The organism is Roseibium sp., assembly GCF_048261595.1.
Lineage (GTDB): Bacteria > Pseudomonadota > Alphaproteobacteria > Rhizobiales > Stappiaceae > Roseibium.
The window spans coordinates 99,361-121,509 of sequence record NZ_JBLXFW010000002.1 but is presented as its reverse complement, the minus strand read 5'-3'; the positions used below and the strand labels follow the sequence as shown (position 1 = coordinate 121,509).

Sequence of the window (22,149 nt, the reverse complement as noted above, 5' to 3'; positions counted from 1 at the left end):
CTGCCATCCCGTTCGGATCGAGCGGAGACACACTGCCGGAACGCCGGAGGCAAGCCTCGCGGCGCTATTTGTGCTGGCGTGGGCCTGACAGGCAACAGATCCAATCTCTCAACAGACGCACGACACCAGCCTACCCACGGAGGTCATCCCCGCCCTGTGCGGGGATCCATTCGTTCCCGGGGCACCTGGGGCGGCTGTAATGCTCGCCTTAAGCCTCCATGCTTTTTCGACCCTCCCGGTCAACAGAGACGGGCATTGGATCCCCGCACAGGGCGGGGATGACATTCAGAGAGGTTGACACGAGGGAGGGGCACCTGCGGGGAGGGATGGCTATGGGGGAACGGCGAGTGCGGATCAGCCGGTGCGAACCGTCTTGGCGCGTGGCAAGACAGCAAGGTGAAGGAACGGCAGAGGGCTTGCATCCCCAACGTCGGTCCTCTACAAGACTGTCGTTAACGCATGAGTCACACATGTGCTTCAGGCTTTAGGCCCAAGCTCAAGTGACGCCAGAACAAGGCCCTGAATACCGATGATCGCTCAGCGCGACATGACCGGTTCCTTCAACGACGCAGCGACCCCGCGCGGCGGCCTTATTCTACTTGGCGATCTTCTTCTCCTTAGCTGCCCCTGAGCGTCGGCAGTTCCCGCATATTCGCGGAACGGGCTCTTAGGGGATAAAGCGCACTCACCGGATTTGAACAGTACGACCGCGCCATCCACGAGGGGCCACCGAGGACAAGGCCCTTCCGGCAGCGGAGATATCGGGAAGGACACATCATGAGCTCTTCGGAAAACCAGGTACGCATCTTCGATACGACCTTGCGCGACGGCGAACAGTCGCCCGGCGCGTCGATGACCCTGGAAGAGAAGCTGCAGATCGCCGAAATCCTCGACGACATGGGCGTCGACATCATCGAGGCTGGGTTCCCCATCGCCTCCAATGGTGATTTCGAGGCCGTCAGCGAGATTGCCAAGCACGCCAAGAACTCGGTCATCGCCGGTCTGGCCCGTGCCATCCATGCGGACATCGACCGCTGCGGTGAAGCCGTCAAGCACGCCGAGAAGGGCCGCATCCACACCTTCGTGTCGACCTCGCCGATCCATCTGAAGTACCAGATGAACAAGACGGAAGATCAGGTCATCGACATCATCACCGACACGGTGACCCGCTCGCGCAACCTGATCGATGACGTGGAATGGTCGGCCATGGACGCCACCCGCACGCCGATCGACTACCTGTGCCGCTGCGTGGAGACCGCCATCAAGTGCGGCGCGACCACGATCAACCTGCCGGACACGGTCGGTTACGCGACGCCGGACGAATACAGGAAGATGTTCCAGGACATCATCGAGCGCGTTCCGAACTCCGACAAGGCGATCTTCTCCGTCCATTGTCACGACGACCTGGGCCTGGCGGTTGCCAACTCGCTGGCCGGTGTCGCCGGCGGTGCGCGCCAGGTGGAATGCACCATCAACGGCCTGGGCGAGCGCGCCGGCAATGCGGCGCTGGAAGAGATCGTCATGGCGATCCGCACCCGCGGCGACGTGCTGCCCTACAGCTGCAACGTCGATCCGAAGTTCCTGACACGTGCCTCCAAGCTGGTGTCGGCCGCTTCCGGCTTTGCCGTCCAGTACAACAAGGCCATCGTCGGCAAGAACGCCTTCGCCCACGAGAGCGGGATCCACCAGGACGGCATGCTGAAGAACGCCGAGACCTATGAGATCATGCGTCCGGAAGACGTCGGCGTGAAGGCCACCTCGCTGGTCATGGGCAAGCACTCCGGCCGTCATGCCTTCAAGGACAAGCTGAAGGAACTGGGCTTCGAGCTGGGCGACAACGCCCTGCAGGATGCCTTCCGCCGCTTCAAGGATCTCGCCGACCGCAAGAAGCACGTCTACGACGAGGACATCGAGGCCCTGGTCGAGAACGAGATCGCCATTGCCGGCGAGAACACCAGGGTTCTGTCCCTGACGGTCATCGCCGGTACGGGCGGCCCGCAGAAGGCGATCCTGACCATGGACGTTGACGGCCGTCATGAAACCCGCGAAGCCACCGGCGACGGTCCGGTCGATGCGACCTTCAATGCCATCAAGGCGATCGTGCCGCATGAGGCGACCCTGCAGCTCTACCAGGTGCATGCGGTGACCGAAGGCACCGATGCCCAGGCCGAGGTGTCCGTGCGTCTGGAATCCGGTGGCCGTATCGCAACCGGCAAGGGCGCCGATACCGATACGCTCGTTGCGTCTGCCCGGGCCTATGTCTCGGCCATGAACAAGCTGGCCCTGCGCCAGCAGCAGGGCAATCCGGGCGCGCTTCAGGCGGTCTGATTGCAGCCGGGGCCGTCGGGCCGCGAAATGAACAAGGCGGAGGTCTCACCTCCGCCTTTTTGTTTGGACCCGCTGATTTCGTCACTGCCTTCACAATGGTGTCAGAGGCGTATTCCGGACTTTCAGGCATTTGATCCGCGGTGTTAGATCACGCGGTCGTTTCTCCGGCCTTTCAGGATCTGGAAATGTCCGCATCTGCAGACGCCATTGCCCCGATTACCTTTGCCCGCCTGTCGACGATCGCGCCGGAGGTCATTGCAGCGCATATGTCCGACCCCAAGGTGGTCGAGCACATGCCGCTTGCCTCAGGCGAATGGACCAGCGAGCGTTGTGCGGACTTCATCAAACACAAGGAAAGCTGCTGGGACCGGGACGGCCTCGGTCATTGGGCCATCTTGAGCGGCGCCGACTACGTCGGATGGGGCGGCTTCCAGAAGGAGGGGGAGGAGTGGGACTTCGGCCTGGTGCTGCGGCCGGACCGGTTTGGGCTCGGGCTGAGGATCACGCGCAAGGCGCTGGAGTTTGCACGGTCGGACGAGCGGATCGCCTATGTCACCTTCCTGCTCCCGCCCTCGCGCCGTCACCTCAAGGGGCTGGACCGGCTCGGCGCACGCTGTCTTGGTGCCATCGACTATGACGGCAGCACGTTCCTGAAATACCGCCTGGAGACACTCCAGGCAGATTAGCTGCCACGTCGGCCGCGAAAGTCCTGGCCATGCTTCGTGTTTCAGGCGCTCATCACGTAGGAGCGCATGGAAGGGCTGAGCAGCTGGAAAAGGTCGCAGGGCATGTTGCCGATGCGGCGGCTCTCCCGGTAGACGAATTCCAGCGCGCGGGCGATGGCCCGGCCATCCTTGTCATCGGTGCGCACGGGCAGCACGATGTGGGAGAAATATGTGTTGTCGAAGAACCAGTCGATCAGCCGGGTGCCAACCTTAACGGCGAGATCCGGGGTCTCCTCGATGGCTTCTGCGGAATAGCAAGAGCGCAAGGCGATTTCCGACGTTTCCTCCAGCGCCGAATATCCGGCCCAGCCAAGAAACGCGCCATCCTCGCCCAGAACCTTGAAGGCGCTGAAGCCGTGACGTTCCTGGTCGCTCAGGGTCTCGTCGAGAAATGAAGAAACCTGCTCCAGATTCCAGCCGCCCTGTTCGGGTGACAGGAACCGGTTCACCGCGGGGTCTGCATGCAGTTCAGCAAGCAGCGGCAGGTCTCCCGCGGACAGGGGCGCCAAGCGGACGCCTTCCTTGCCCATGATGATGTCCTGCACGATTGCCTCCCATTCAATTTCGGACCTGCTCCCGGCAGGTCGATGAGGGGAGGCATAACCCAAGATTGTGAAAGGACCAAGGCAAAGCCGCCTAAGGATTGGCTAAAATTGGCAAATATATGTGTTTTTACGGCGATTTATCCGCCGAAATTCACAGTGCGGCGCACAATCCTTGATTGGCATTGCAGCATTACTAGGTGACTTTGACAGGTGTCGCAGTCGGAGGCGCCGAAGCCTTCAATCGGCATGGTTGTGCTCAGTCGATCCTCGACCCTTCTCCGGAGATCGCATTCGGAAAATTCATCGGTGAGCATGGCGGCGATCGCAGTACACTGGCTTGTTATGTGGTCGACATGCCAGCGGCACTGCTTGTTCCGTCTCAGATGACGTCCGACCCGGGCCTTCAGGCCGCCCGGACCCCTGGCGCTGCCGCAATAAAGGTAGAACCCGGGATCAAGCGGAGGATTGCCGAGCCGTACGAGGGGGAGAGCGAGCGGAGACGCCACCTCCATGAGAAGAACATAGCTTCCGGGAAGGGACGGTAGGTGACCGGCATCAGTCTCGGCAAAGACTGCGCCTAGGCCGAGCTCACCGGCAACATCCGTGGCGCAGGCCGGCGCCGGACGAAAGACCGGTTCGGCCCTTGTGGCGCTCACCCGTCGATCCCGCCAAGGATCCGCTCGGCAAGATCCTGGACTTTCGCGGTCGAGGGATCGAACCCTTGCCAATCCGCCATCTGGTTGCGGAACCAGGTTTCCTGCCGCTTGGCATATTGGCGCGTGGCCACGGTGAGTTTTTCCGCCGCCTCCTCCATGGTCATGTCGCCAGCGAGATAGCTCGCTACTTCCTTGACGCCGATGGCGCGCATGGCCGGCAGACTGTCCGGAAGCTCGAGCGCCAGCAGCGCCTCCACTTCCGCAATCCCGGCCTCAGAGAGCATCAGCCCGGCCCGAAGCGCGATGCGCTCATGCAGCCAGGGACGAGGGGGCGTCAGAACGATGCGAAGGGCGGAGCCGGGATCGATGAGCGGCGCGCTCTGGGCATCCCTTTGCCAGTCGGCCAGACGTTTTCCGGTAGAGCGCACAACTTCAAGAGCCCGCGTCAGACGCTGCAGGTCTTCCAGCGTTTCCGCCGCTTGCCGGTCCAGTGGCATCAGGGCATCACGGACGGCGTTCACGCCGCCGTCCTCGGCAAGCTTCCGGCAGTCCTGCCGGATGTCCGGGTCAATCTCGGGAAGGTCGGCGAACCCTTCCGTCAGCGACTTGAAATAAAGTCCGGTGCCGCCGACCAGGATGGGCAACTTGCCCTCTGCGCGAACCGTTTCGAGTTCCGCTTCCATCATCCGCAGCCATTGGCCGGTGGAAAAGGCATGCGAAGAGGGCAGGACCCCGTAGAGCCGGTGGGCAATGCGATCCAGATCTTCCTGGGGCGGGCGGGCCGTGACGATGGAAAGCTCCCGGTAGAGCTGCATGGAATCGGCGTTGAGGACGACACCGTTCAGGCGCTCGGCCAACTCGATTGCCAAAGCCGACTTGCCGCTGGCCGTCGGTCCGGCTATCAGAACCGCGCGGATCCCGTTTTCGGGCCTCTTTTCGTTCTCACGCAAGGTCGCGCTCATGTCCTTTGTTGCCACACTCGTTTCCAATCCGCTTCGCCCCGCGCTCGATGATGGCATCTTGAGCCGCGCGGCCGAAGCCCTCGGCACAGGCGAGACGCCCACCATTCTGAGCGAAGGGGTCGCCGCAGACCTGCGCTTTTCCACCGACGATGCGAAGGCTGCGGAGGCCGCCGTGCGAGAGGCCATCGGCCAGGCCCAGATCGACGTCTTTGTGCAACCCATTGCGGGCCGGCGCAAGCGTCTGCTGATCGCGGATATGGATTCCACCATGATCCGTCAGGAATGCATCGACGAATTGGCTGCCGAACTCGGCCTCAAGGACCGCATTTCGGCGATCACCGAACGGGCCATGCGCGGCGAGATCGAGTTCGAGCCGGCCCTGCGCGAACGCGTCGGGCTCTTGAAGGGCCTGCCGGTCAGCGCGGTCGAGCGCGTTTTGCGCGACCGTATCCAGCTGATGCCGGGTGGCCGGACGCTGGTTCAGACGATGAAGGCGCATGGCGCCTATTGTGCGCTGGTCTCCGGCGGCTTTACCCATTTCACCCGCGCCATCGCGGTCCTGATCGGCTTCGACGAGAACCAGGCGAATATCCTGATCGAGGAAAACGGGTTCCTCGCTGGCGAGGTCGCCGACCCGATCCTTGGCCGGGAAGCCAAGCGCCAGCGCCTCGAAGAACTGGTCGCCGAGAAGGGCCTCGACTTCGCCGACACGCTGGCAGTCGGCGACGGTGCAAACGACCTTGCGATGATCGACCGTGCCGGCCTCGGCGTTGCCTATCGCGCCAAGCCTGCCGTTGCCGAAGCGGCCGATGCCCGCGTCGACTTCGGTGACCTGACCGCGCTTCTCTACATGCAAGGCTACGCTCAGAAGGACTTCATCCTCACGTAAGCCGTCTGTCTCGAGACTGCTGACAACCTCAGTTGCCGCCGAGTGCGATGCCTTCGCGCCGTGGATCGGCTCCGCCTTCCAGCGTGCCGTCGTTGAGCACGCGGATGGCATGAAGGCCGGAGTTGAGATCGCGGACACTGGTCTTGTAACCGAGCTGCTCCAGCGGGCCCGCAAGGTCTTCGGCCCAGGTGCCTGCCTCAAGGTCGTAGGTGCCGAAACGGTTTACCAGGTGAGGCATGGCGATGACCTGCTGGACGTCCATGTTCCAGTGCCGCCAGGCCAGAATGCTCTTGGCCACATAGCCGATGATGCGGCTGCCGCCCGGGCTGCCGATGACGAGCACAGGTGCGCCATCCTTCATCACAATCGTTGGTGCCATCGACGAGCGGGGACGCTTGCCCGGCTCCAGCCGGTTGGCAATGGGAACGCCGTCCTGATGGGTGCGGAAGGAGAAGTCGGTCAGCTCGTTGTTGAGCAGGAAGCCGCGCACGAAGAGACGCGAGCCGAAGCCGTTTTCGATGGTGGTCGTCATGGAAAGGGCATTGCCGTCTGCATCCACGATGGAGATATGCGAGGTCGAGGGCAGTTCGATGCTGTCGTCGTCGGCCTGCAGGAGGGCGTGGTCCCAGGGCGGAGTTCCGGGCGTGACCTCCGGCAGCGCGTCATCGCCCTTCAGAAGATCCGAACGGGTCGAGAGATAGGCCGGATCCAGCAGGCCTTTCGTCGGCATGGGAACGAAATCGCTGTCGGCCATGTAGCGGCCCCGGTCGGCAAACGCGAGGCGGGAGGCATCGCCGATCAGCCGCCAGGCTTGCGGGTCTTTCGAGGGGTATCGCGACAGGTCGTGAGCCGTGAGCATGCTGACGATCTGACCGACGGTCAGTGCGCCGGACGAGGGCGGGCCCATGCCGCAAACCTCGGTGTCAATGTATTTGGCGCAGACGGCGGGGCGTTCCTTGACCTCGTAAAGGGACAGGTCGGTCCGGGACAGGCGACCGGGATTGCCCGGAGCGCCGCGCACGGTGGCGACGATGTCGTCTGCAATCGCACCCTCGTAGAAGGCCTTGGTGCCTTGGTCAGACAAGGCGGCAAGCGTTGCCGCGTACTCCGGATTCTTCAGGACATCACCGGCCGATATGGCTTTCCCGCCCGGAAAGAAGTAGGCCCGTGCTGCCTCGAACCGCTGAAGCCGTTCGGCGTCTCCGGCGACCAGGGAGGCAAGCCGCGGTGACACCGTGAAGCCGTCCTCGGCCAGCTTGATGGCATCGGTGAACAGGCCGTTCCATTCCAGTTTGCCCCACATGCCGTGGGCGGTCTCCATGAGCTTCGGCGTTCCGGGCGTGCCGACCGAACGGCCACCGACGACGGCGTCGTAGAATTTCAGCGGTTCGCCGTTTTCATTCTGGAAATAGGTCGGCCTTGCCTCGAGTGGTGCGGTTTCTCGTCCGTCCAGCGTGGTGAGTTCGCCGGTTCTTGCGTCAAACCAGACGAGGAAGGCGCCGCCGCCAAGGCCGGAGGATTGCGGCTCGACCAACCCGAGGACGGCCTGGACGGCGACCATGGCATCTGCCGCGCTGCCGCCCTTTTGAAGAACCTTCGCACCCGCTTCGACTGCAAGCGGATTGGCAGCTGCGATCATCCATTTCTTCGCCGTCACCGGCTTGCCGGCCTGTTTGGCAGCGTATGCCGCCTCCGCGGCTGGGGAAAGGTTTTCAAAGGCCGCAGGGAGCGCGCTGGCACTTTCCGGGGCGACGCTGTCGGCGGCCTGCTGGGCGAAGGCCGGTACCGGCGCACCTGTGTGCAGGGCGGCCAAAACGAGAAGCAGGTTCAGGGTGCGGTTTCGCATTTCAGGACTTCCTCTCACGCGGCATCAATGATCGTGAGAGGTAGCCTAACCTGTTTTCCTGCAACCGGGCAGGGAAATGACACTTTCTGCAGGCTGTCGGGCGAGCCTTACAGGTAAAGCTCGCCGCGGGCGACGAGGGTTGCCTGGCCGCCGATGCGCACGGCATGGAGCTTGCGGGCCTCCACGTCGATTCCAAGGTCGATAAGGGACGGGCGGCCCATGACGAAACCCTGCTCTATGCGGATGAAATGAGTGCCGTTCGGAAGTTCGTCGTAATAGTGGATGGCACCAGCAAAGGCGGCAACGGCCGAGCCGGTTGCGGGGTCCTCGATGATGCCCATTTCTGGCGCGAACATGCGGGCCTGGAAGCCGCTGTCGTGGCCCTTTGTTTCGCGGCAGTAGACAAAGGCGCTGGTGGAGCAGCTCTCCTTGAAAGCCTTTTTCCAGAGCGCGGGAACCGGCTCGGCGCGCGTCAGGGCGTCCAGCCCGTTAACCGGTACAAAGACGAAGGGAACGCCGGCCTCGTAGCAGGTCGGGCAGTGGTTTTCGAAGCCAATGTCGGTCGGCTCCAGACCGAGTGCGGCCGCGATGATGTCCCTGTTCTCCGTCGGGCCTGCCGGGGCAGGGAGTTTCGGCAGGTCGAACTCGGCAAAGCCGGCTGCGTTTTCCTTGAGCACGACGCCGCAGCGGACCGGGCCGATCTTCTCCTTCAGGACGACCATGGCGTCCTGTTCGCCTTCAATATCTCCAAAGCGTTCCATGGCCATGAGGATCGCCGTGCCGACGGTGGGGTGGCCGGCAAACGGCAGTTCCCGGCCCGGTGTGAAGATGCGAATATTGGCCGAATGACCGGGGTTTTCGGGAGGCAGGACGAAGACGGTCTCGGACAGGTTGAACTCTCCGGCGATGGCCTGCATCTGCTGATCGCTTAGCCCTTCCGCATCCAGAACCACCGCCAGAGGATTTCCTGCAAGTGCCTTGTTGGTGAAGACATCGAGGATTGCGTAGCGGCGTCCCATTCTGTGGCTCCTGTCGTTACAAGCTCATGCGTCCGGCATGATGGCGGACTGTTGCATGGAAGCGTGCGGGCCGCTAGCCCGCATGCGCGTTAACTGGTTAAGCGTTTCTTGCACTCACAAGTCCAAGAGGTATCTGGCGAACCGGCGGGCATAGGGCATGATGTCCGGATTTGTCAGGTCGTCCGCGCCGCGAATGATGTGGATGTCCGCAAGCTCCATTTCGTCGCTTGCAAGGGAATGCTCGATCATGGTCTCGCGCAGGCGGTCTGCGGGCCGGTCGACGTCGATGACGCGAGCAATGGAAATGCGCGGTCCGTCGAAGATCGCATGAAGGGAACCTCCAGCCCCGGCCGAAGGCGTGATGCCGGTTTCTTCCTTCAATTCTCGCAGGATCGACCCTTCGACATCGATGGTGCCGTCTTCGCCCACGTCGCCGAGATCCAGATTGCCTCCGGCAGGATAGATCTTTCCGGCCGTCGCCGTATGCGGGGCCATGACGCCATAGAGGATCGCGCCGTCCGATGATCGCACGACCGCAGAGCCGAACAGGTTGAACGTTGTGATATCGGGTGCGCCCCAGTCACGCCAGGCGAGAAAGGCAGCATAGGAGCATTCCCGGCAGGTGCCGGTCAGAGTGCCGTCCTGGAAACTGTAGCCGGTCAGCTTCAGGGTGCGACCGTTCCAGAGATGCGGATTGGCGGTGATGAGCTGGTGCCAGTAGGCATCGATGTCGGCCCGGTTCACAGTCTCGAAGTCCCACGGCGTGCCGGCGTCGAGACGGATTTCGAGTGACTTCAGCGGCTCGATGCCTGACCCCAGCGCCTTTTCCATGATCGGAAGAACCCTGTCCGGTGCCATCTGGGACGGTCTTGTGCCGGTGACTGTATAGCCGAGGGTTTCGTAGAAGCCGCGGGCGAAGTGATCGCTTTCAAGCCGCAGTCTGGTTGCGCCCCGGAACCGGGCCTGATCGCTCAGACGGGTCAGAAGCAAACGGCCGATGCCCTTGCGCCCCTCTTCGGGCGCAACGAACAGATAGTCGATCAGATAGGGAGCGTCAGGACCGGCACCTTCCAGCTTGCCGCCGGCAAATCCGACTGGTTTTCCATCCAGCTCGGCGACCAGCATATCCAGCCGGTTCAGGCAGCCTTGCGTGATCCGGAAGGCATTTCGGAAGCCGGCCAGCGCAGCGTCATCATAGCCCCAGGACGCCTTTGCCCGGTGCATGATGTCCGTCAGTGCGTTGGTGTCGCCGGGATGTGCGGCTCGGATCTTGAGAGGCATGAGGTCTCTGGGTTGCAAGGCGAGATCCCATGACGCGTAGCGCGCTTTTGTGGCGCGAACAAGGGAGGCTGGAATGGTCTCCCTTGCCCTGTATTCGGCAAATCAGGGTTCTTCAGCGGATGAAGGTGCCCGAGCGCAACTCGTTGACCGCCTGGATAAGTTCCTCGCGGGTGTTCATCACGATGGGGCCGTGCCAGGCGACCGGTTCCTTGATCGGGGCGCCCGAAACCAGAAGGAAACGGATGCCCTGTTCCCCGGCCTGAACGACGATCTCGTCCCCGGAGCCGAAGACGACCAGCGTTCGGTCCCCGGTCTGGTCGCGGAAGGTCAGTTCCTCGCCCGCGAACTCCTTTTCGGTCAGCACGCCGAAGGGATCGGATGCGCCTTCAAAGGAACCGGACCCTTCAAAGATATAGGCGAAGGTCTGCTTGTAGGTATCGACCTTGAAACGCTTGCGCTTGCCGGGCGGAACGGAAATGTCGAGATATTGCGGGTCGGCGGCTATGCCGTCAACCGGGCCTGACTTGCCCCAGAACTCGCCGCAGATGATGCGTGCGACGGTGCCGTCGTCATCGACCTCGACCGGGATGTCCTTCGACTGGACGTCCTGATAGCGCGGCTGGGTCATTTTCAGTGAGGAGGGCAGGTTGGCCCAGAGCTGAAAGCCGTGCATGCGGCCCTTGTCGTCGCCCTTGGGCATTTCCTGATGCATGATGCCCCGGCCGGCGGTCATCCACTGAACGTCGCCTGCGCCGAGATTGCCGGTGTTGCCGAGGCTGTCGCCATGTTCGACCGTGCCGGCCAGAACGTAGGTGATCGTTTCGATGCCCCGGTGCGGATGCCACGGAAACCCGGCCAGATAGTCCTGCGGCCGCTCATTGCGGAAGTCGTCCAGCAGCAGGAACGGATCGAGCATTTCAGGGTCCTGGAAGCCGAAAACGCGTTCCAGTTTCACGCCCGCACCTTCAAGGGTCGGTTGCGTGGCGCCGATATGTGTGACGGGGCGAATGGACATGGCCGTTTCCCAAGGTTCAAGAACTGATTGATCCAAAGATAGCATTGGCTTTCGCCCTGACCAGAGCAACGCTCGCGACGCAGTGTTCAGCAATCGGAAACGCTGGTTTCCGTCCGGGAACATCCGATGGGGCCGGGGCGTGATGGGCCGCAGGAAATTGCACTGCGCGGATCAGTATCCTGTCAGGAGTGTGGAGTGGATTGGTGCTCTGGCTCTTTCCTTTGGGGTTGCGCTCTGGCAGTCTGCGCCCCACGTCTAGGGAACGGCTGTCCGGCCGTTGGGAGGGTGCCGCTTTCCGGCATTGCCGACGCTCATTCAAAAACGAAGGTTTCCATGGCCCCGATCATTTCCGTTCGTGCGCTTGAAAAGACCTATTCAGGTGGTTTTCAGGCGCTGAAATCTGTTTCTCTGGAGATTGAGGAAGGCGAGGTCTTTGCGCTTCTGGGCCCCAACGGCGCGGGCAAGACCACCCTTATCAGCGCGATCTGCGGGCTTGTCATTCCGACGGAAGGTTCCATCGAGATCGGCGGCTTCGACACACAGGCCCAGTTCCGGGAGGCGCGACGGCTTGTGGGCCTCGTACCGCAGGAGATGCCGACGGCGCCGTTCGAGAAGGTCCGGGCGCAGGTGGAATTCAGCCGCGGGCTGTTCGGACTGCCCCGCAACGATGCTCTCGTCGAACAGATCCTGAAAGACCTGACGCTGTGGGACAAGCGCGACAGTCCGATCATGGCGTTGTCCGGCGGCATGAAGCGCCGCCTTCTGGTCGCCAAGGCTCTCGCGCATGAGCCGAAGGTGCTGTTTCTCGACGAACCGACGGCCGGCGTGGACGTGGAGCTGCGCCATGACATGTGGCGTGTGGTCGAGCGGCTCAAGGACAAGGGTGTCACCATCATCCTGACGACCCATTACATCGAGGAAGCCGAAGAGATGGCCGACCGGGTGGGGGTCATCAACAAGGGCGAGATCATCCTGGTGGAGCGCAAGGATGCCCTGATGCAGAAGCTCGGCGCCAAGCACCTGACGCTGGACCTGTCCGAAAGGCTGTCGAGCGTGCCCGATGCCCTTGCCTCGTTCGACCTGGAACTTGCAGACGGCGGCACCAGGCTCGTCTACCGCTATGATAGCCAGAGCGAGCGCACCGGCATCACGACGCTGCTTGGCGCGCTGTCGCAGGCCGGTATCAGGTTCAACGACCTGCACACCACCCAAAGCTCTCTTGAAGACATTTTCGTCGGCCTGGTGAAGGAAACGGCATGAATTTCCACGCGATCAAGTCAATCTACGTTTTCGAGATGGCAAGGACCATGCGGACGCTCATGCAGTCCATCGTCTCGCCGGTCATTTCGACATCGCTCTATTTCGTCGTCTTCGGCGCAGCGATCGGTTCGCGCATCACGGAAGTGGACGGTGTCTCCTACGGCGCGTTCATCGTGCCTGGCCTCATCATGCTCTCGCTGATGACACAGAGCCTCTCGAACGCCTCTTTCGGCATTTACTTCCCGCAGTTCACCGGCACGATCTACGAGATCCTGTCCGCGCCGGTGTCGTTCCTGGAAATCACCATCGCCTTCGTCGGGGCGGCAGCCACCAAGGCGATCCTCGTGGGCGTGATCATCTTCGCCACAGCGGCCTTCTTCGTTCCGCTCGAGGTCCAGCACCCGGGCTGGATGGTGACCTTCTTCCTGCTGACGGCAATCACCTTTGCGCTTCTGGGCTTCATAATCGGTATCTGGGCCGACAATTTTGAAAAGCTGCAGTTCGTGCCGCTCTTGATCGTGACGCCGCTGGCCTTTCTTGGCGGCAGCTTTTACTCGATCACGATGCTGCCGCCGATCTGGCAGAAGGTGACCCTCCTCAACCCCGTGGTTTACCTGATTTCCGGCTTCCGCTGGAGCTTCTATGGTCAGGCCGATGTCAGCCTGTGGCTGTCTCTTGCCATGACACTCCTGTTCCTGTTTGCCTGTCTCGGGGTGATCTGGTGGATCTTCAAGACCGGTTACAAGTTGAAGGCATGAGGATGAGGACTGAGACAAGCCTTGTGAGACGTGTCGGCGCGCTGACGCTGGCCGGGATGCTTCTGGCATCGTGTCAGACGGCACCGCAACCCTCGCCGCAGACCGCCGCAGCGGTGCCTGCCGCCCAGCCGTCTGCGGTCGCCGCCGTTTCCTATGCACCGGCTTCGACGGCGGTGGCGCGGGGCTATTCGGAACTCGTCATGGACATGGCAAGCGGCGCGGAACTTTCGTCCGTGAATGCTGATGCGCCGCGTTATCCGGCTTCGCTCACCAAGATGATGACGCTCTACCTTTTGTTCGAGGAGGTCGAGGCCGGACGCGTTAGCCTGTCGACACCCCTGACGGTTTCTGCCAAGGCAGCCGGTCAGCCGCCTGCAAAGATCGGCCTCAAGGCAGGATCGACGATCACTGTCGATGAGGCCATCAGGGCGCTGGCAGTCAAATCGGCAAATGATGTTGCGATCACTGTCGCGGAGAACCTTGCGGGTAGCGAAAGTGCCTTTGCCTCCCGCATGACCGCGAAGGCAAGGGCGCTGGGCCTGTCACGCACCCGTTTCGTCAACGCCAGCGGTCTGCCTGACCCGGCGCAAGTGACGACCGCTCGCGACATGGCCAGGCTCGGGCGGGCGCTGAAGACCCGGTTTCCGCAATATGCGTCCAATTTCCGCGCACGCTCGTTCGAGCACGGCGGCCGAAGTTTTCGCGCGACGAACAATCTTCTGGGCAAGGTCGCCGGAGTCGACGGCCTCAAGACCGGCTATATCAGCCTCTCGGGCTATAACCTCGTGGCGACCGCCCGGCGCGGTGGTCAGCAGCGGCTGGTCGTCGTGATGGGTGGCAAGAGCGAAGCGAGCCGCGATGCCAAGGTGACCCAGCTTATCGAGGCAAGTTTCTGATCAATTCGGCTTCCGCAGCGCCGGTTTTCCATCAGGCGCTGCGGATAATCCGGTCGGGTCCATCCGCTTCGTAACGCGGCTTGAGCGTTGCTGTGGACGAGGAAATACGATTTCGGCCATCGTGCTTGGAACGGTACAGCTCCCGGTCGGCAAGGCGCATGAGTTCCTTGTGATCAAGGCCGCAGCCCTGACCGTGATAGATACCGGCGGACAGCGTCAGGCGGACATCGTCGGGTGCGAAATGCAGCGGTGTGGCGGCGATGGTCTCACGAATGCGTTCGGCAATCTCAAGAGTTTCCTCGTGGCTCACATCAGGGAGCAGGGCGGCAAATTCCTCGCCGCCGATGCGGGCGAGGCAATCTGTTTCCCGCAGGTGCCACTGCATCACGTCGGCGCAAAGCTGAAGCGCCTCGTCTCCCGCACCGTGGCCGTAGCGGTCGTTGACCGACTTGAAGTAATCGAGGTCGAACTGGATCACGGCGAAGGGGCGACGGGAGGGGCTTGCCAGAATGTCCTTCAGCCGAAGTGTGAATTCGCGGCGGTTGAAGGTGCCCGTCAATGGATCTCGGTGCGCGGCTTCCCTTTGCTCTGCCGTCTTGCGTTCAAAAACCAGGGCGAGCGAAAACGCACCGCTTGCGGTCACGAAGATCAGGGCGTTGACGAGATGGATGGTCAGAAGAGTGTCATGCGGCAGGCCGATGGCGACAACATTGCCTTCTACCAGGCCTTGGATCACTCGCAGGCCGAATGAGGTTCCTGCGAGGGAAAAGCTGATCGCCAGGCCATAGCGCGAGGACAGGCCGTCACTTCTACCGGACCAGTATTCTGCTGCCGTAGAGAAGGCGAGAAAGGCAAGCAGAAGGTTGGTGAGCGAATAGGTTAGCGCGTAGTTGTGGGTGAAATGGGCAGGAACGGAAGTAGCGCCCATGAGCGCCAGTGGAATCCACAGGCGCAGCTTGCAGGGCCCGCGGCCGTTGAATTGCATTGCACCCTGATTGTAAAGCGCAAAGGCGGCGATCAGCAGTCCGTTCGGCACAATGAACGCCAGTATTTCCGGAAGGCTTTGCTCGGTGATGTAGAAGACGAAGGCTCCCGCCGCCAGCAGGTTGGCAGTGACCCACGGACGCCAGAAATGGGTGCGCCGGGTGTCGTGAAATGCGGCAAGGAAAGCTACTGCGAAAACCGTCAATATGATGGAATTGGCCGCAAGCAGCGAAAACTTGTCCATGGCGGTTGGGTCTCCGGCAAACAACGAAAATCAGTAAAAATCGGATTGTTGTTTTGGCGGAGACTAGGCGGCGTTCCTTGCTGAGGTTTTACGGGAAAAGCTAAAATTTTAGCTATCCGGGAAATAAGGGTGGAAGGTGATGCGGACAGATTCCGGTCTACGTCATTAAGTCTCTGACAGGGTTGAGTTCTTGGGCCTCAGGCGGACAGCTTAGACCTTTGGAGAACTGTGGAAATTGAATGATTTCTGCGGTTTTCCGATAGCGCTGCGAACCCGCTTACGGGGGCAAAGGCGATACGCTTGCCAGCAAATTTCCGGGATGAAATTTGGCTCTTCCCCAACGTGCTCGGGAAGCTTGATCTTCTTGAGGCGTTAAGCACATCGAATCCGGGGTCAGACGGCAAAGCCAAGTCCGGCTTTCTCTGCAGGCAAAGGAAAACGGCCGGGAGAACCCGGCTTTTCCTTGTGCCATTCTATCGGCCGGGGACGGCTGCGGCGCGGGGGAGACGCTCGCGCAGGAAGTCGATCGTGACCCGCACCTTGCGCGGCAGAAAAGTTCGGCTTGGGTAGAGGGCCCAGGCGCCGGTGTCGAATTCGGTTGCCGTGGAGTCGTAGGCGGGGAAGACGTCGACAAGGCGGCCTTCTGCGAGGTCTCGTGCGATCAACCAATCCGCGAGCAGTGCAGGCCCGTGGCCGTCCAGTGCGGCCTGTCGCAACGCAAGCCCACTGGAAATCAGCAAGCGTCCGGAAATCGGAACGCCGAATGGCGCCTTGCCCGGCTGCCGGAAGAGCCAGCGTGAACGAAACCCGGGTAGGGCGGGGCGCAGGCAAGGGATACGCTCGAGATCGGACGGGGTTTCGATCGGACCATGTGTCTCCAGGTAGTCCGGTGAGGCGCAGACACGGTAGCGGGTTTGCAGCAGGCGGGTGCTGATCAGATCGCCAGCGGGGGCAGGCGCCAGGCGGACGGCGAGGTCCACGCTTTCCGCGAGAAGGTCGATATTGGCGTCGCTTGCCAGCAACTCGAGCGTGAGGTCCGGGTAGAGGGCGTGGAACTCCCGAAGGAGCGGAACGATGCATTCCTGGGTGAAGGCGACCGAGGCGGTCAGCTTCAGGGTTCCGGACGGAGCGTCGCGCGCCCCGCCTGCTAGATCGTGCGCGCTATCGAGTTCCTCGAGCAGGGGTGCGATCCGACGGAGATAAATTTCGCCCTCCTCGGTGAGGGTCAAGCGGCGGGTGGTGCGCTGGAACAATCTCAGGCCGAGTTTCTCCTCGACGGCGGCAACCGTGCGGGAGACCGATGAGGGGTCGAGGTTCAAGGCGCGTGCGGCGGCTGCAAAACTGCCGAGTTGGGCAACAAGCACCGATGTCTTGAGAGCGTCCGTATCCATTCCTGCATTCTTGGCATGAAATGAAGGGCTCCGCATCCTTTTCTCTCCGTGACGCTTCCGGCCCGGCGCCTTCGGGCGCCGAGCCGCCAGCTTTTTTACATCATAGTCGCGAGCATCTTCTCGACGGCCTTCGGGTCTTGCCGCCAGGACGAATGGACGGCGCCGGCTGCGGCCGGGTAGACGTCCTCTTCACCACGCTCGAGAGCGCTCAGGACGTCGGCAACCACATCATGCGGGCTGTCCTTCGGACCGTCGACTGCCGCCAGCATGTCGGTGTCGATGCCGGCGGGAAAGGCGTTCAGGATCTCGATGTTCCGCGGCGCGAGATAGGCGCGCAAGGACATGGTCATCGACCAGGCAGCTGCCTTCGACGCGTTATAGGCCGAAAAGCCGGGTGCGCTCAGGAAGGACAGCAGGCTCAGCATGTTGACCACCGTGCCGCCGCCATTTCGTTCGATGACAGGTGCGAAAGCCCGCGTCATGTCGAGGAGGCCGCGATAGTTGACCGACATGTCCTGCTCGATGGCGTCCGGGCCAACGTCCAACGCGCCGCCGAAGCTCAGGACACCGGCATTGTTGATGAGCAGCGTGACGTCCGAAGCCGCCTGGGCCGCGGCATCGATATCGGCCTGCTTGGTGATGTCGAGCCGGATGGGAACGATCCGGTCCGGGTCCTGCAAGACAATCGCATCGAGCGATGCGACGTCGCGGGCCGCGGCATAGATCTTCGCAGCGCCACGCTCCAGAAGCTGGCGAACATATTCCCTTCCGGTGCCCCGGTTGGCTCCGGTCACGAGGACGATGGAGTTGCTGATCTGCATGGTCAATCTCCCTTTCTTGGACAGACAGCCACTTGATATGGCAGTGCCCCGGCGGGAAAAATCGCAGGCGGCGAACGGCAGTCGTGCATGTTTTGCATGAATGGGCCCGGGCAAAGAAAAGGCCGCGCGGCGTATGCTGCGCGGCCATCAGCTTCTCAAGTCCAGGGAACCTCAACTCTTGGTCTTGTCGACCATGGGCGCCTTGGGGCGTTGGACTTGATCCCCCCGCGACCGTCCGATGGACGGCGCGAGCGGTTTCAAGCCTTGGACAAGTCCAACGCGGGCAAGGCCTTAGTTCTTGGTCTTGTCAACCAGGGCGTTGGACTTGATCCCCCCGCGACCGTCCATTGGACGGCGCGAGCGGTTTCAATCCTTGGACAAGTCCAACGCGGGCAAGGCCTTAGTTCTTGGTCTTGTCAACGAGGGCGTTGGACTTGATCCAGGGCATCATGCCGCGGAGCTTCTCGCCGACTTCCTCGATCTGGTGAGCGTCGTTCAGACGGCGGGTTGCCTTGAACTTGGCGGCGCCTGCACGGTACTCCTGCATCCAATCGGAAGTGAACTTGCCGGTCTGGATGTCGGTCAGGACGCGCTTCATCTCAGCCTTGGTCTCGGCAGTCACGATGCGCGGGCCGGTGACGTACTCGCCCCACTCTGCGGTGTTGGAGATCGAGTAGTTCATGTTGGCGATGCCGCCTTCGTAGATCAGGTCGACGATCAGCTTCACTTCGTGCAGGCACTCGAAATAGGCCATTTCCGGAGCGTACCCGGCTTCGACCAGGGTTTCGAAACCGGCGCGGATCAGTTCGACGAGACCGCCGCACAGAACAGCCTGTTCGCCGAAGAGGTCGGTTTCACACTCTTCCTTGAAGGTGGTTTCGATGATGCCGGAGCGGCCGCCGCCGACGCCGCAGGCGTAGGACAGGCCGAGGTCGTGTGCATTGCCGGTCGCGTCCTGGTGGACGGCGATGAGGCACGGCACGCCGCCACCCTTGACGTATTCGCCGCGAACCGTGTGGCCCGGGCCCTTAGGAGCGACCATGAGGACGTCGATGGTGTCCTTCGGCTCGATCAGGCCGAAGTGAACGTTCAGGCCGTGTGCGAAAGCGATTGCTGCGCCGTCACGGATGTTGGCGGCGATGTGGTCACGGTAGATGTCGGCCTGCAGTTCGTCCGGAGTTGCCATCATCATCAGGTCGGCCCAGGCGGCGCCTTCGGCAACGTTCATGACCTTGAAGCCGTCGGCTTCTGCCTTGAGGGCCGTGGTGGAGCCTTCACGCAGGGCGATGGCGATGTCCTTCTGGCCGCTGTCCTTCAGGTTCATGGCATGGGCACGGCCCTGGGAACCGTAACCGATGACCAGGACTTTCTTGGACTTGATCAGGTTCAGATCAGCGTCGCGATCGTAATAAACACGCATGGGTTTTCCTTTCTCCCGTTATCTCCGAAGGGCCACCAAACCGGCGAGCCTTCGATATTCCCTTGTCCGATGTGATCGGGAAGCGTCTTACGCCCCGAAAAGCTTGTAAAAACGGTCTACTGCGACCTCGGCCTGGCCGTTGAGATCGCGTTCTTCCTCGCTGGCCTTTTCGCCCAGCAGAAGCCGGATGTGAACGTCGCGCACGGCAAGGCCGTAGAGAACCTGGTAGGCCTCTTCCGCGTCGTCGAATTTCAGGTATCCGCGATGACGGCCGGCCTCCATGAGGGCGCGGGCCTTGGCGGAGATCATGTGCTTGCCGCGCACCAGCAGCAGCCGGCCGAGACGGTTGTCGTCCCGGTTGGACTGGCCGATGGACAGGCGGTTGAGCGCGACAGAGGTCTCGCCGAATAGAACCGCCAAAAGCTCAGTCGCGAAGGCGGTCAAATGCTTGCGGAAGGTGCCCGCGTCGGCGGTCGCGCCGCTTTCCGGCGGAAAGTGCACCTTGCTTGCCTGATAGGCGACGACCGCTGCCAGAAGGCCGTCCCGGTCGCCGAACCACTTGTAGAGGCTTTCCTTGGAACAGTTCGCTGTGCGCGCCAGCCCTGCCGTCGTGAGAGCCTTCTCGCCGCCTTCCACGAGGAGCCCGAGGGCGCATTCCAGAACCGCTTCCTGACGCGGGGTGAAGGCAATCTCTTCGAACTCGATATCGGCAGCAGAAAGGGACATGATGGTCGGCGTGTTCCCGGACGAATTTCAGACGTTTCCAAGGCCGCGGTGGTGCGCAGAAGCGCCCTGCGATCAGATCATTTTCTTGTACCGTACGGTACGGTTCGGATTTATGCGTTAGCGGTGAGGCAAGGTCAAGAGCGAATTTGGGCGTTCATCGGAAAATCGGAAACTCATCCCGCAGGGAGCAAGCGGGCCCTGCACCGGCCCCGCGGTCGTTCGGGTTCAAATGCATGTTTCACCTTAAGTATTGTTAGAAATATCAATCAGTAAATATGGCCCATGCCATCCCGTTACCAGTGCCGAGATACGTAGAGATGAACTGCAATTGTTATCTCCTTGTTAGCCTCTGAGGAAGTAAGGTCGTGGTGATTGCCAAGGGGACTGGAACGTATGCTTAAACGCGTCTTCGCGCTGGGTTTGCTGGTTGCATTTGGATTGGGAATGGCATGGCTCGGCCAGCTTAGTCTCAATCACACGGTCGATGACGTCATCGTCGTGAATGCCGAGCGCAAGGCACGCAACTGGGCCGACTATCTGGCCGAGAGCATCCCCGATCTTCCCGCACTGATCCTCAGCGGAGAGCCGAACCAAGCCCAGAAGGCCGCGATCAAGACGGCGACCCATGTCGGGGATGTCTTTCGTTTCAAGCTGTTCGACGCGGACGCCCGCCTTGTCCTGATCTCCGATGAACTCGGACTTCCCCTTGAAGTGGGTGCGCGAGCGGATCACAACGGTCATGCCCGGCTCGTCCTCGATACAGGCAAGGCACAGATCGACGTCAACGACGGAACCAGCAAGGCGAACCGGCCGGATCTCTATGTCGAGGCCTATGTTCCGGTCATGGCCGCGGACGGACAGGCTCTCGGGGTCGTAGAGGTGTATGTCGACCAGACCGAATTGGCCTCCCTGTTCCGCAACAGCTTTCTGGAGCTTGCAACATTTCTTGGCCTGATCTTCATCGCGACCTTCGCCGTACCGTTCAGCGCCTATGTGACCAAGATGCGCCAGCACCTGCGTACGGGCGAAAAAGTGCGCCTGCTGTCGTCGTTCGACCAGCTCACCGGGCTCTACAATCGGGTCACCTTCTTCCTAACGATCGAGCAGCGCTGCAAGGGCGGCGAACTTGATCTTGCTGAAACGGCCGTCATCTACATCGATGTCGACAAGTTCAAGACGATCAACGACACCTTCGGTCACAAGATTGGGGACGAATTCCTGCGTCACGTCGGCAACGCCATTTCAAGCCACCTGGGCCGTGGAGAGCTGGCCGCGCGGTTTGGCGGCGACGAGTTCGTGATCCTGTCGACCGGACGTAGCCAGTCCGAACTGGAAGAGATGATCGACAATCTGCGTGCTACCGTGAGCGAGCCCGTACGGCTGGATGGCATTGCGATCACGGGACATCTGAGCCTCGGCGTCTATATCGACGACGGTGAAGACCTGGATCTGCAGGAGCGCCTGCACAAGGCTGATGTGGCGCTGTATCAGGCCAAGCTCATGGGCCGCAACACCTTCGCGATCTTCTCACCGGACCTGGAAAGCAAGATCGCCCGGCGCAAGCACGTTGAAGAAAGCGTCCTGCTTGGCCTCGCCGCCGATCGCTTCGAAGTTCATTTCCAGCCATTGATCGATCCGGAGCGGCAGTACGTTGCCGGGTTCGAGGCGTTGCTGAGATTGACCGATGCCAATGGCGAGAAGATCCCGCCTGCGGAATTCATCCCGATCGCGGAGGAGAGCGGCGAGATTCAGGGGATTGGCAAGTGGGTTCTGCGCGAGGCCATCCGCATAGCGGCCGATTGGCCCGACCATCTGTTCGTCTCGGTGAACCTGTCCACCCGTCAGTTCGAGGACGGCAAGCTTGTCGAGACCATTCGCAGTCTCTTGCTGGAGCATGGGCTTGCGCCGCGGCGCCTCGAGCTGGAAGTGACGGAGAGCCTTCTGGTCGAGCATGCCGACACGGTCAGCGATCAGCTCATTGCCTTGCGTGAACTCGGTATCTCGCTGGCGATGGATGATTTCGGCACGGGCTATTCGAGCCTCGGTTACCTGTGGCGGTTCAACTTCAACAAGCTGAAGATCGACAGATCCTTCATCCGCGACATCTCGGCCAGCAACAGCAAGTCACGGCACATCCTCGACGCGATCATCATGCTCGGTCACAAGCTGGACATGCAAGTGACGGCGGAAGGCATTGAAACGGCAGAAGAAGCAGAGGCTTTGAACTCGTTTGCCTGCGATCATTTCCAGGGGTTCTTCTACGGCCACCCCATGCCTCAGTCAGAGCTGGCTCCCTACCTCCTGAAGCATGCCATGCTTCCCATGCGTCGCGATGCCCAGAGCGGGCAGGGCGGCAAGACAGCCTGCGGCTGACAAGGCTCAG

The 22,149-nt window shown here is 61.6% G+C and carries 19 protein-coding genes; 7 read left to right on the top strand and 12 right to left on the bottom strand.

What is annotated here, in order from left to right; genetic code table 11:
- Positions 1 to 777 precede the first annotated feature (777 nt).
- Both ACN0SY_RS07920 and ACN0SY_RS07915 read left to right on the top strand, forming a co-directional pair.
- Positions 778 to 2,328, top strand: coding sequence for a 2-isopropylmalate synthase (locus ACN0SY_RS07920; protein WP_417686113.1), 1,551 nt, complete (start codon positions 778 to 780; stop codon positions 2,326 to 2,328).
- A gap of 185 nt (positions 2,329 to 2,513) precedes the next feature.
- Positions 2,514 to 3,014 (top strand): GNAT family N-acetyltransferase, encoded by a 501-nt coding sequence (locus ACN0SY_RS07915; protein ID WP_417686111.1) that lies wholly within the window; start codon positions 2,514 to 2,516, stop codon positions 3,012 to 3,014.
- Positions 3,015 to 3,055: 41 nt separating this feature from the next.
- On the opposite strand, the gene ACN0SY_RS07910 is transcribed toward ACN0SY_RS07915, so the two are convergent.
- The 3 genes from ACN0SY_RS07910 to miaA form a co-directional block, all read right to left on the bottom strand.
- A complete protein-coding gene (locus tag ACN0SY_RS07910; protein ID WP_417686109.1) occupies positions 3,056 to 3,598 on the bottom strand; it encodes a GNAT family N-acetyltransferase in 543 nt (180 codons plus the stop codon).
- A gap of 137 nt (positions 3,599 to 3,735) precedes the next feature.
- Positions 3,736 to 4,110, bottom strand: coding sequence for a GIY-YIG nuclease family protein (locus ACN0SY_RS07905; protein ID WP_417687192.1), 375 nt, complete (start codon positions 4,108 to 4,110; stop codon positions 3,736 to 3,738).
- A 140-nt stretch (positions 4,111 to 4,250) separates the two neighbouring features.
- Positions 4,251 to 5,231: a tRNA (adenosine(37)-N6)-dimethylallyltransferase MiaA gene (gene miaA / locus ACN0SY_RS07900; protein WP_417686107.1), complete on the bottom strand. Its 981-nt coding sequence runs from the start codon at positions 5,229 to 5,231 to the stop codon at positions 4,251 to 4,253.
- Here miaA and serB point away from each other — a divergent pair.
- The gene (gene serB, locus ACN0SY_RS07895) at positions 5,215 to 6,105 is read left to right on the top strand and encodes a phosphoserine phosphatase SerB (RefSeq protein WP_417686105.1); all 891 of its coding nucleotides are present in this window, start codon (positions 5,215 to 5,217) and stop codon (positions 6,103 to 6,105) included. The two genes, miaA and serB, sit on opposite strands and share 17 nt — an antisense overlap.
- Before the next feature lie 28 nt (positions 6,106 to 6,133).
- Here the strand turns inward: serB and ggt are convergent, their stop codons facing one another.
- The 4 genes from ggt to ACN0SY_RS07875 all read right to left on the bottom strand — a co-directional run bounded on the left by ggt (position 6,134) and on the right by ACN0SY_RS07875 (position 11,266).
- Entirely contained in the window at positions 6,134 to 7,951 is a 1,818-nt protein-coding gene (gene ggt, locus ACN0SY_RS07890) for a gamma-glutamyltransferase (RefSeq protein ID WP_417686103.1), read from the bottom strand.
- A gap of 107 nt (positions 7,952 to 8,058) precedes the next feature.
- Positions 8,059 to 8,970: a PhzF family phenazine biosynthesis protein gene (locus ACN0SY_RS07885; protein WP_417686101.1), complete on the bottom strand. Its 912-nt coding sequence runs from the start codon at positions 8,968 to 8,970 to the stop codon at positions 8,059 to 8,061.
- 114 nt (positions 8,971 to 9,084) lie between these two features.
- A complete protein-coding gene (locus ACN0SY_RS07880) occupies positions 9,085 to 10,251 on the bottom strand; it encodes a GNAT family N-acetyltransferase (RefSeq protein WP_417686099.1) in 1,167 nt (388 codons plus the stop codon).
- A gap of 112 nt (positions 10,252 to 10,363) precedes the next feature.
- Positions 10,364 to 11,266 (bottom strand): pirin family protein, encoded by a 903-nt coding sequence (locus ACN0SY_RS07875; RefSeq protein WP_417686097.1) that lies wholly within the window; start codon positions 11,264 to 11,266, stop codon positions 10,364 to 10,366.
- A gap of 333 nt (positions 11,267 to 11,599) precedes the next feature.
- On the opposite strand from ACN0SY_RS07875, the gene ACN0SY_RS07870 reads away from it, so the two are divergent.
- From ACN0SY_RS07870 to ACN0SY_RS07860, 3 genes are read left to right on the top strand one after another with little or no spacing between them, the layout of a single operon-like run.
- Positions 11,600 to 12,526, top strand: a complete 927-nt coding sequence (locus tag ACN0SY_RS07870; RefSeq protein ID WP_417686095.1) for an ABC transporter ATP-binding protein — start codon at positions 11,600 to 11,602, stop codon at positions 12,524 to 12,526.
- Entirely contained in the window at positions 12,523 to 13,284 is a 762-nt protein-coding gene (locus tag ACN0SY_RS07865; RefSeq protein WP_417686093.1) for an ABC transporter permease, read from the top strand. Before ACN0SY_RS07870 ends, ACN0SY_RS07865 begins: the two co-directional genes overlap by 4 nt.
- A gap of 2 nt (positions 13,285 to 13,286) precedes the next feature.
- Positions 13,287 to 14,180 (top strand): D-alanyl-D-alanine carboxypeptidase family protein, encoded by an 894-nt coding sequence (locus ACN0SY_RS07860; RefSeq protein ID WP_417686091.1) that lies wholly within the window; start codon positions 13,287 to 13,289, stop codon positions 14,178 to 14,180.
- Positions 14,181 to 14,211: 31 nt separating this feature from the next.
- Here the strand turns inward: ACN0SY_RS07860 and ACN0SY_RS07855 are convergent, their stop codons facing one another.
- The 5 genes from ACN0SY_RS07855 to ACN0SY_RS07835 form a co-directional block, all read right to left on the bottom strand.
- Positions 14,212 to 15,408 carry a GGDEF domain-containing protein gene (locus ACN0SY_RS07855; RefSeq protein ID WP_417686089.1) on the bottom strand — a complete coding sequence of 399 codons (1,197 nt, stop codon included), beginning with the start codon at positions 15,406 to 15,408 and terminating at the stop codon, positions 14,212 to 14,214.
- Positions 15,409 to 15,881: 473 nt separating this feature from the next.
- A complete protein-coding gene (locus ACN0SY_RS07850) occupies positions 15,882 to 16,799 on the bottom strand; it encodes a LysR family transcriptional regulator (protein ID WP_417686087.1) in 918 nt (305 codons plus the stop codon).
- Between the two features lie 95 nt (positions 16,800 to 16,894).
- Entirely contained in the window at positions 16,895 to 17,620 is a 726-nt protein-coding gene (locus tag ACN0SY_RS07845) for an SDR family oxidoreductase (RefSeq protein ID WP_417686085.1), read from the bottom strand.
- 400 nt (positions 17,621 to 18,020) lie between these two features.
- Positions 18,021 to 19,040: a ketol-acid reductoisomerase gene (ilvC, locus tag ACN0SY_RS07840; RefSeq protein ID WP_417686083.1), complete on the bottom strand. Its 1,020-nt coding sequence runs from the start codon at positions 19,038 to 19,040 to the stop codon at positions 18,021 to 18,023.
- Between the two features lie 87 nt (positions 19,041 to 19,127).
- Entirely contained in the window at positions 19,128 to 19,766 is a 639-nt protein-coding gene (locus ACN0SY_RS07835) for a TetR/AcrR family transcriptional regulator (RefSeq protein WP_417686081.1), read from the bottom strand.
- A gap of 393 nt (positions 19,767 to 20,159) precedes the next feature.
- On the opposite strand from ACN0SY_RS07835, the gene ACN0SY_RS07830 reads away from it, so the two are divergent.
- On the top strand, positions 20,160 to 22,139 hold the full coding sequence (locus ACN0SY_RS07830) for a putative bifunctional diguanylate cyclase/phosphodiesterase (protein WP_417686079.1): 1,980 nt from the start codon (positions 20,160 to 20,162) through the stop codon (positions 22,137 to 22,139).
- Positions 22,140 to 22,149: the final 10 nt, after the last annotated feature.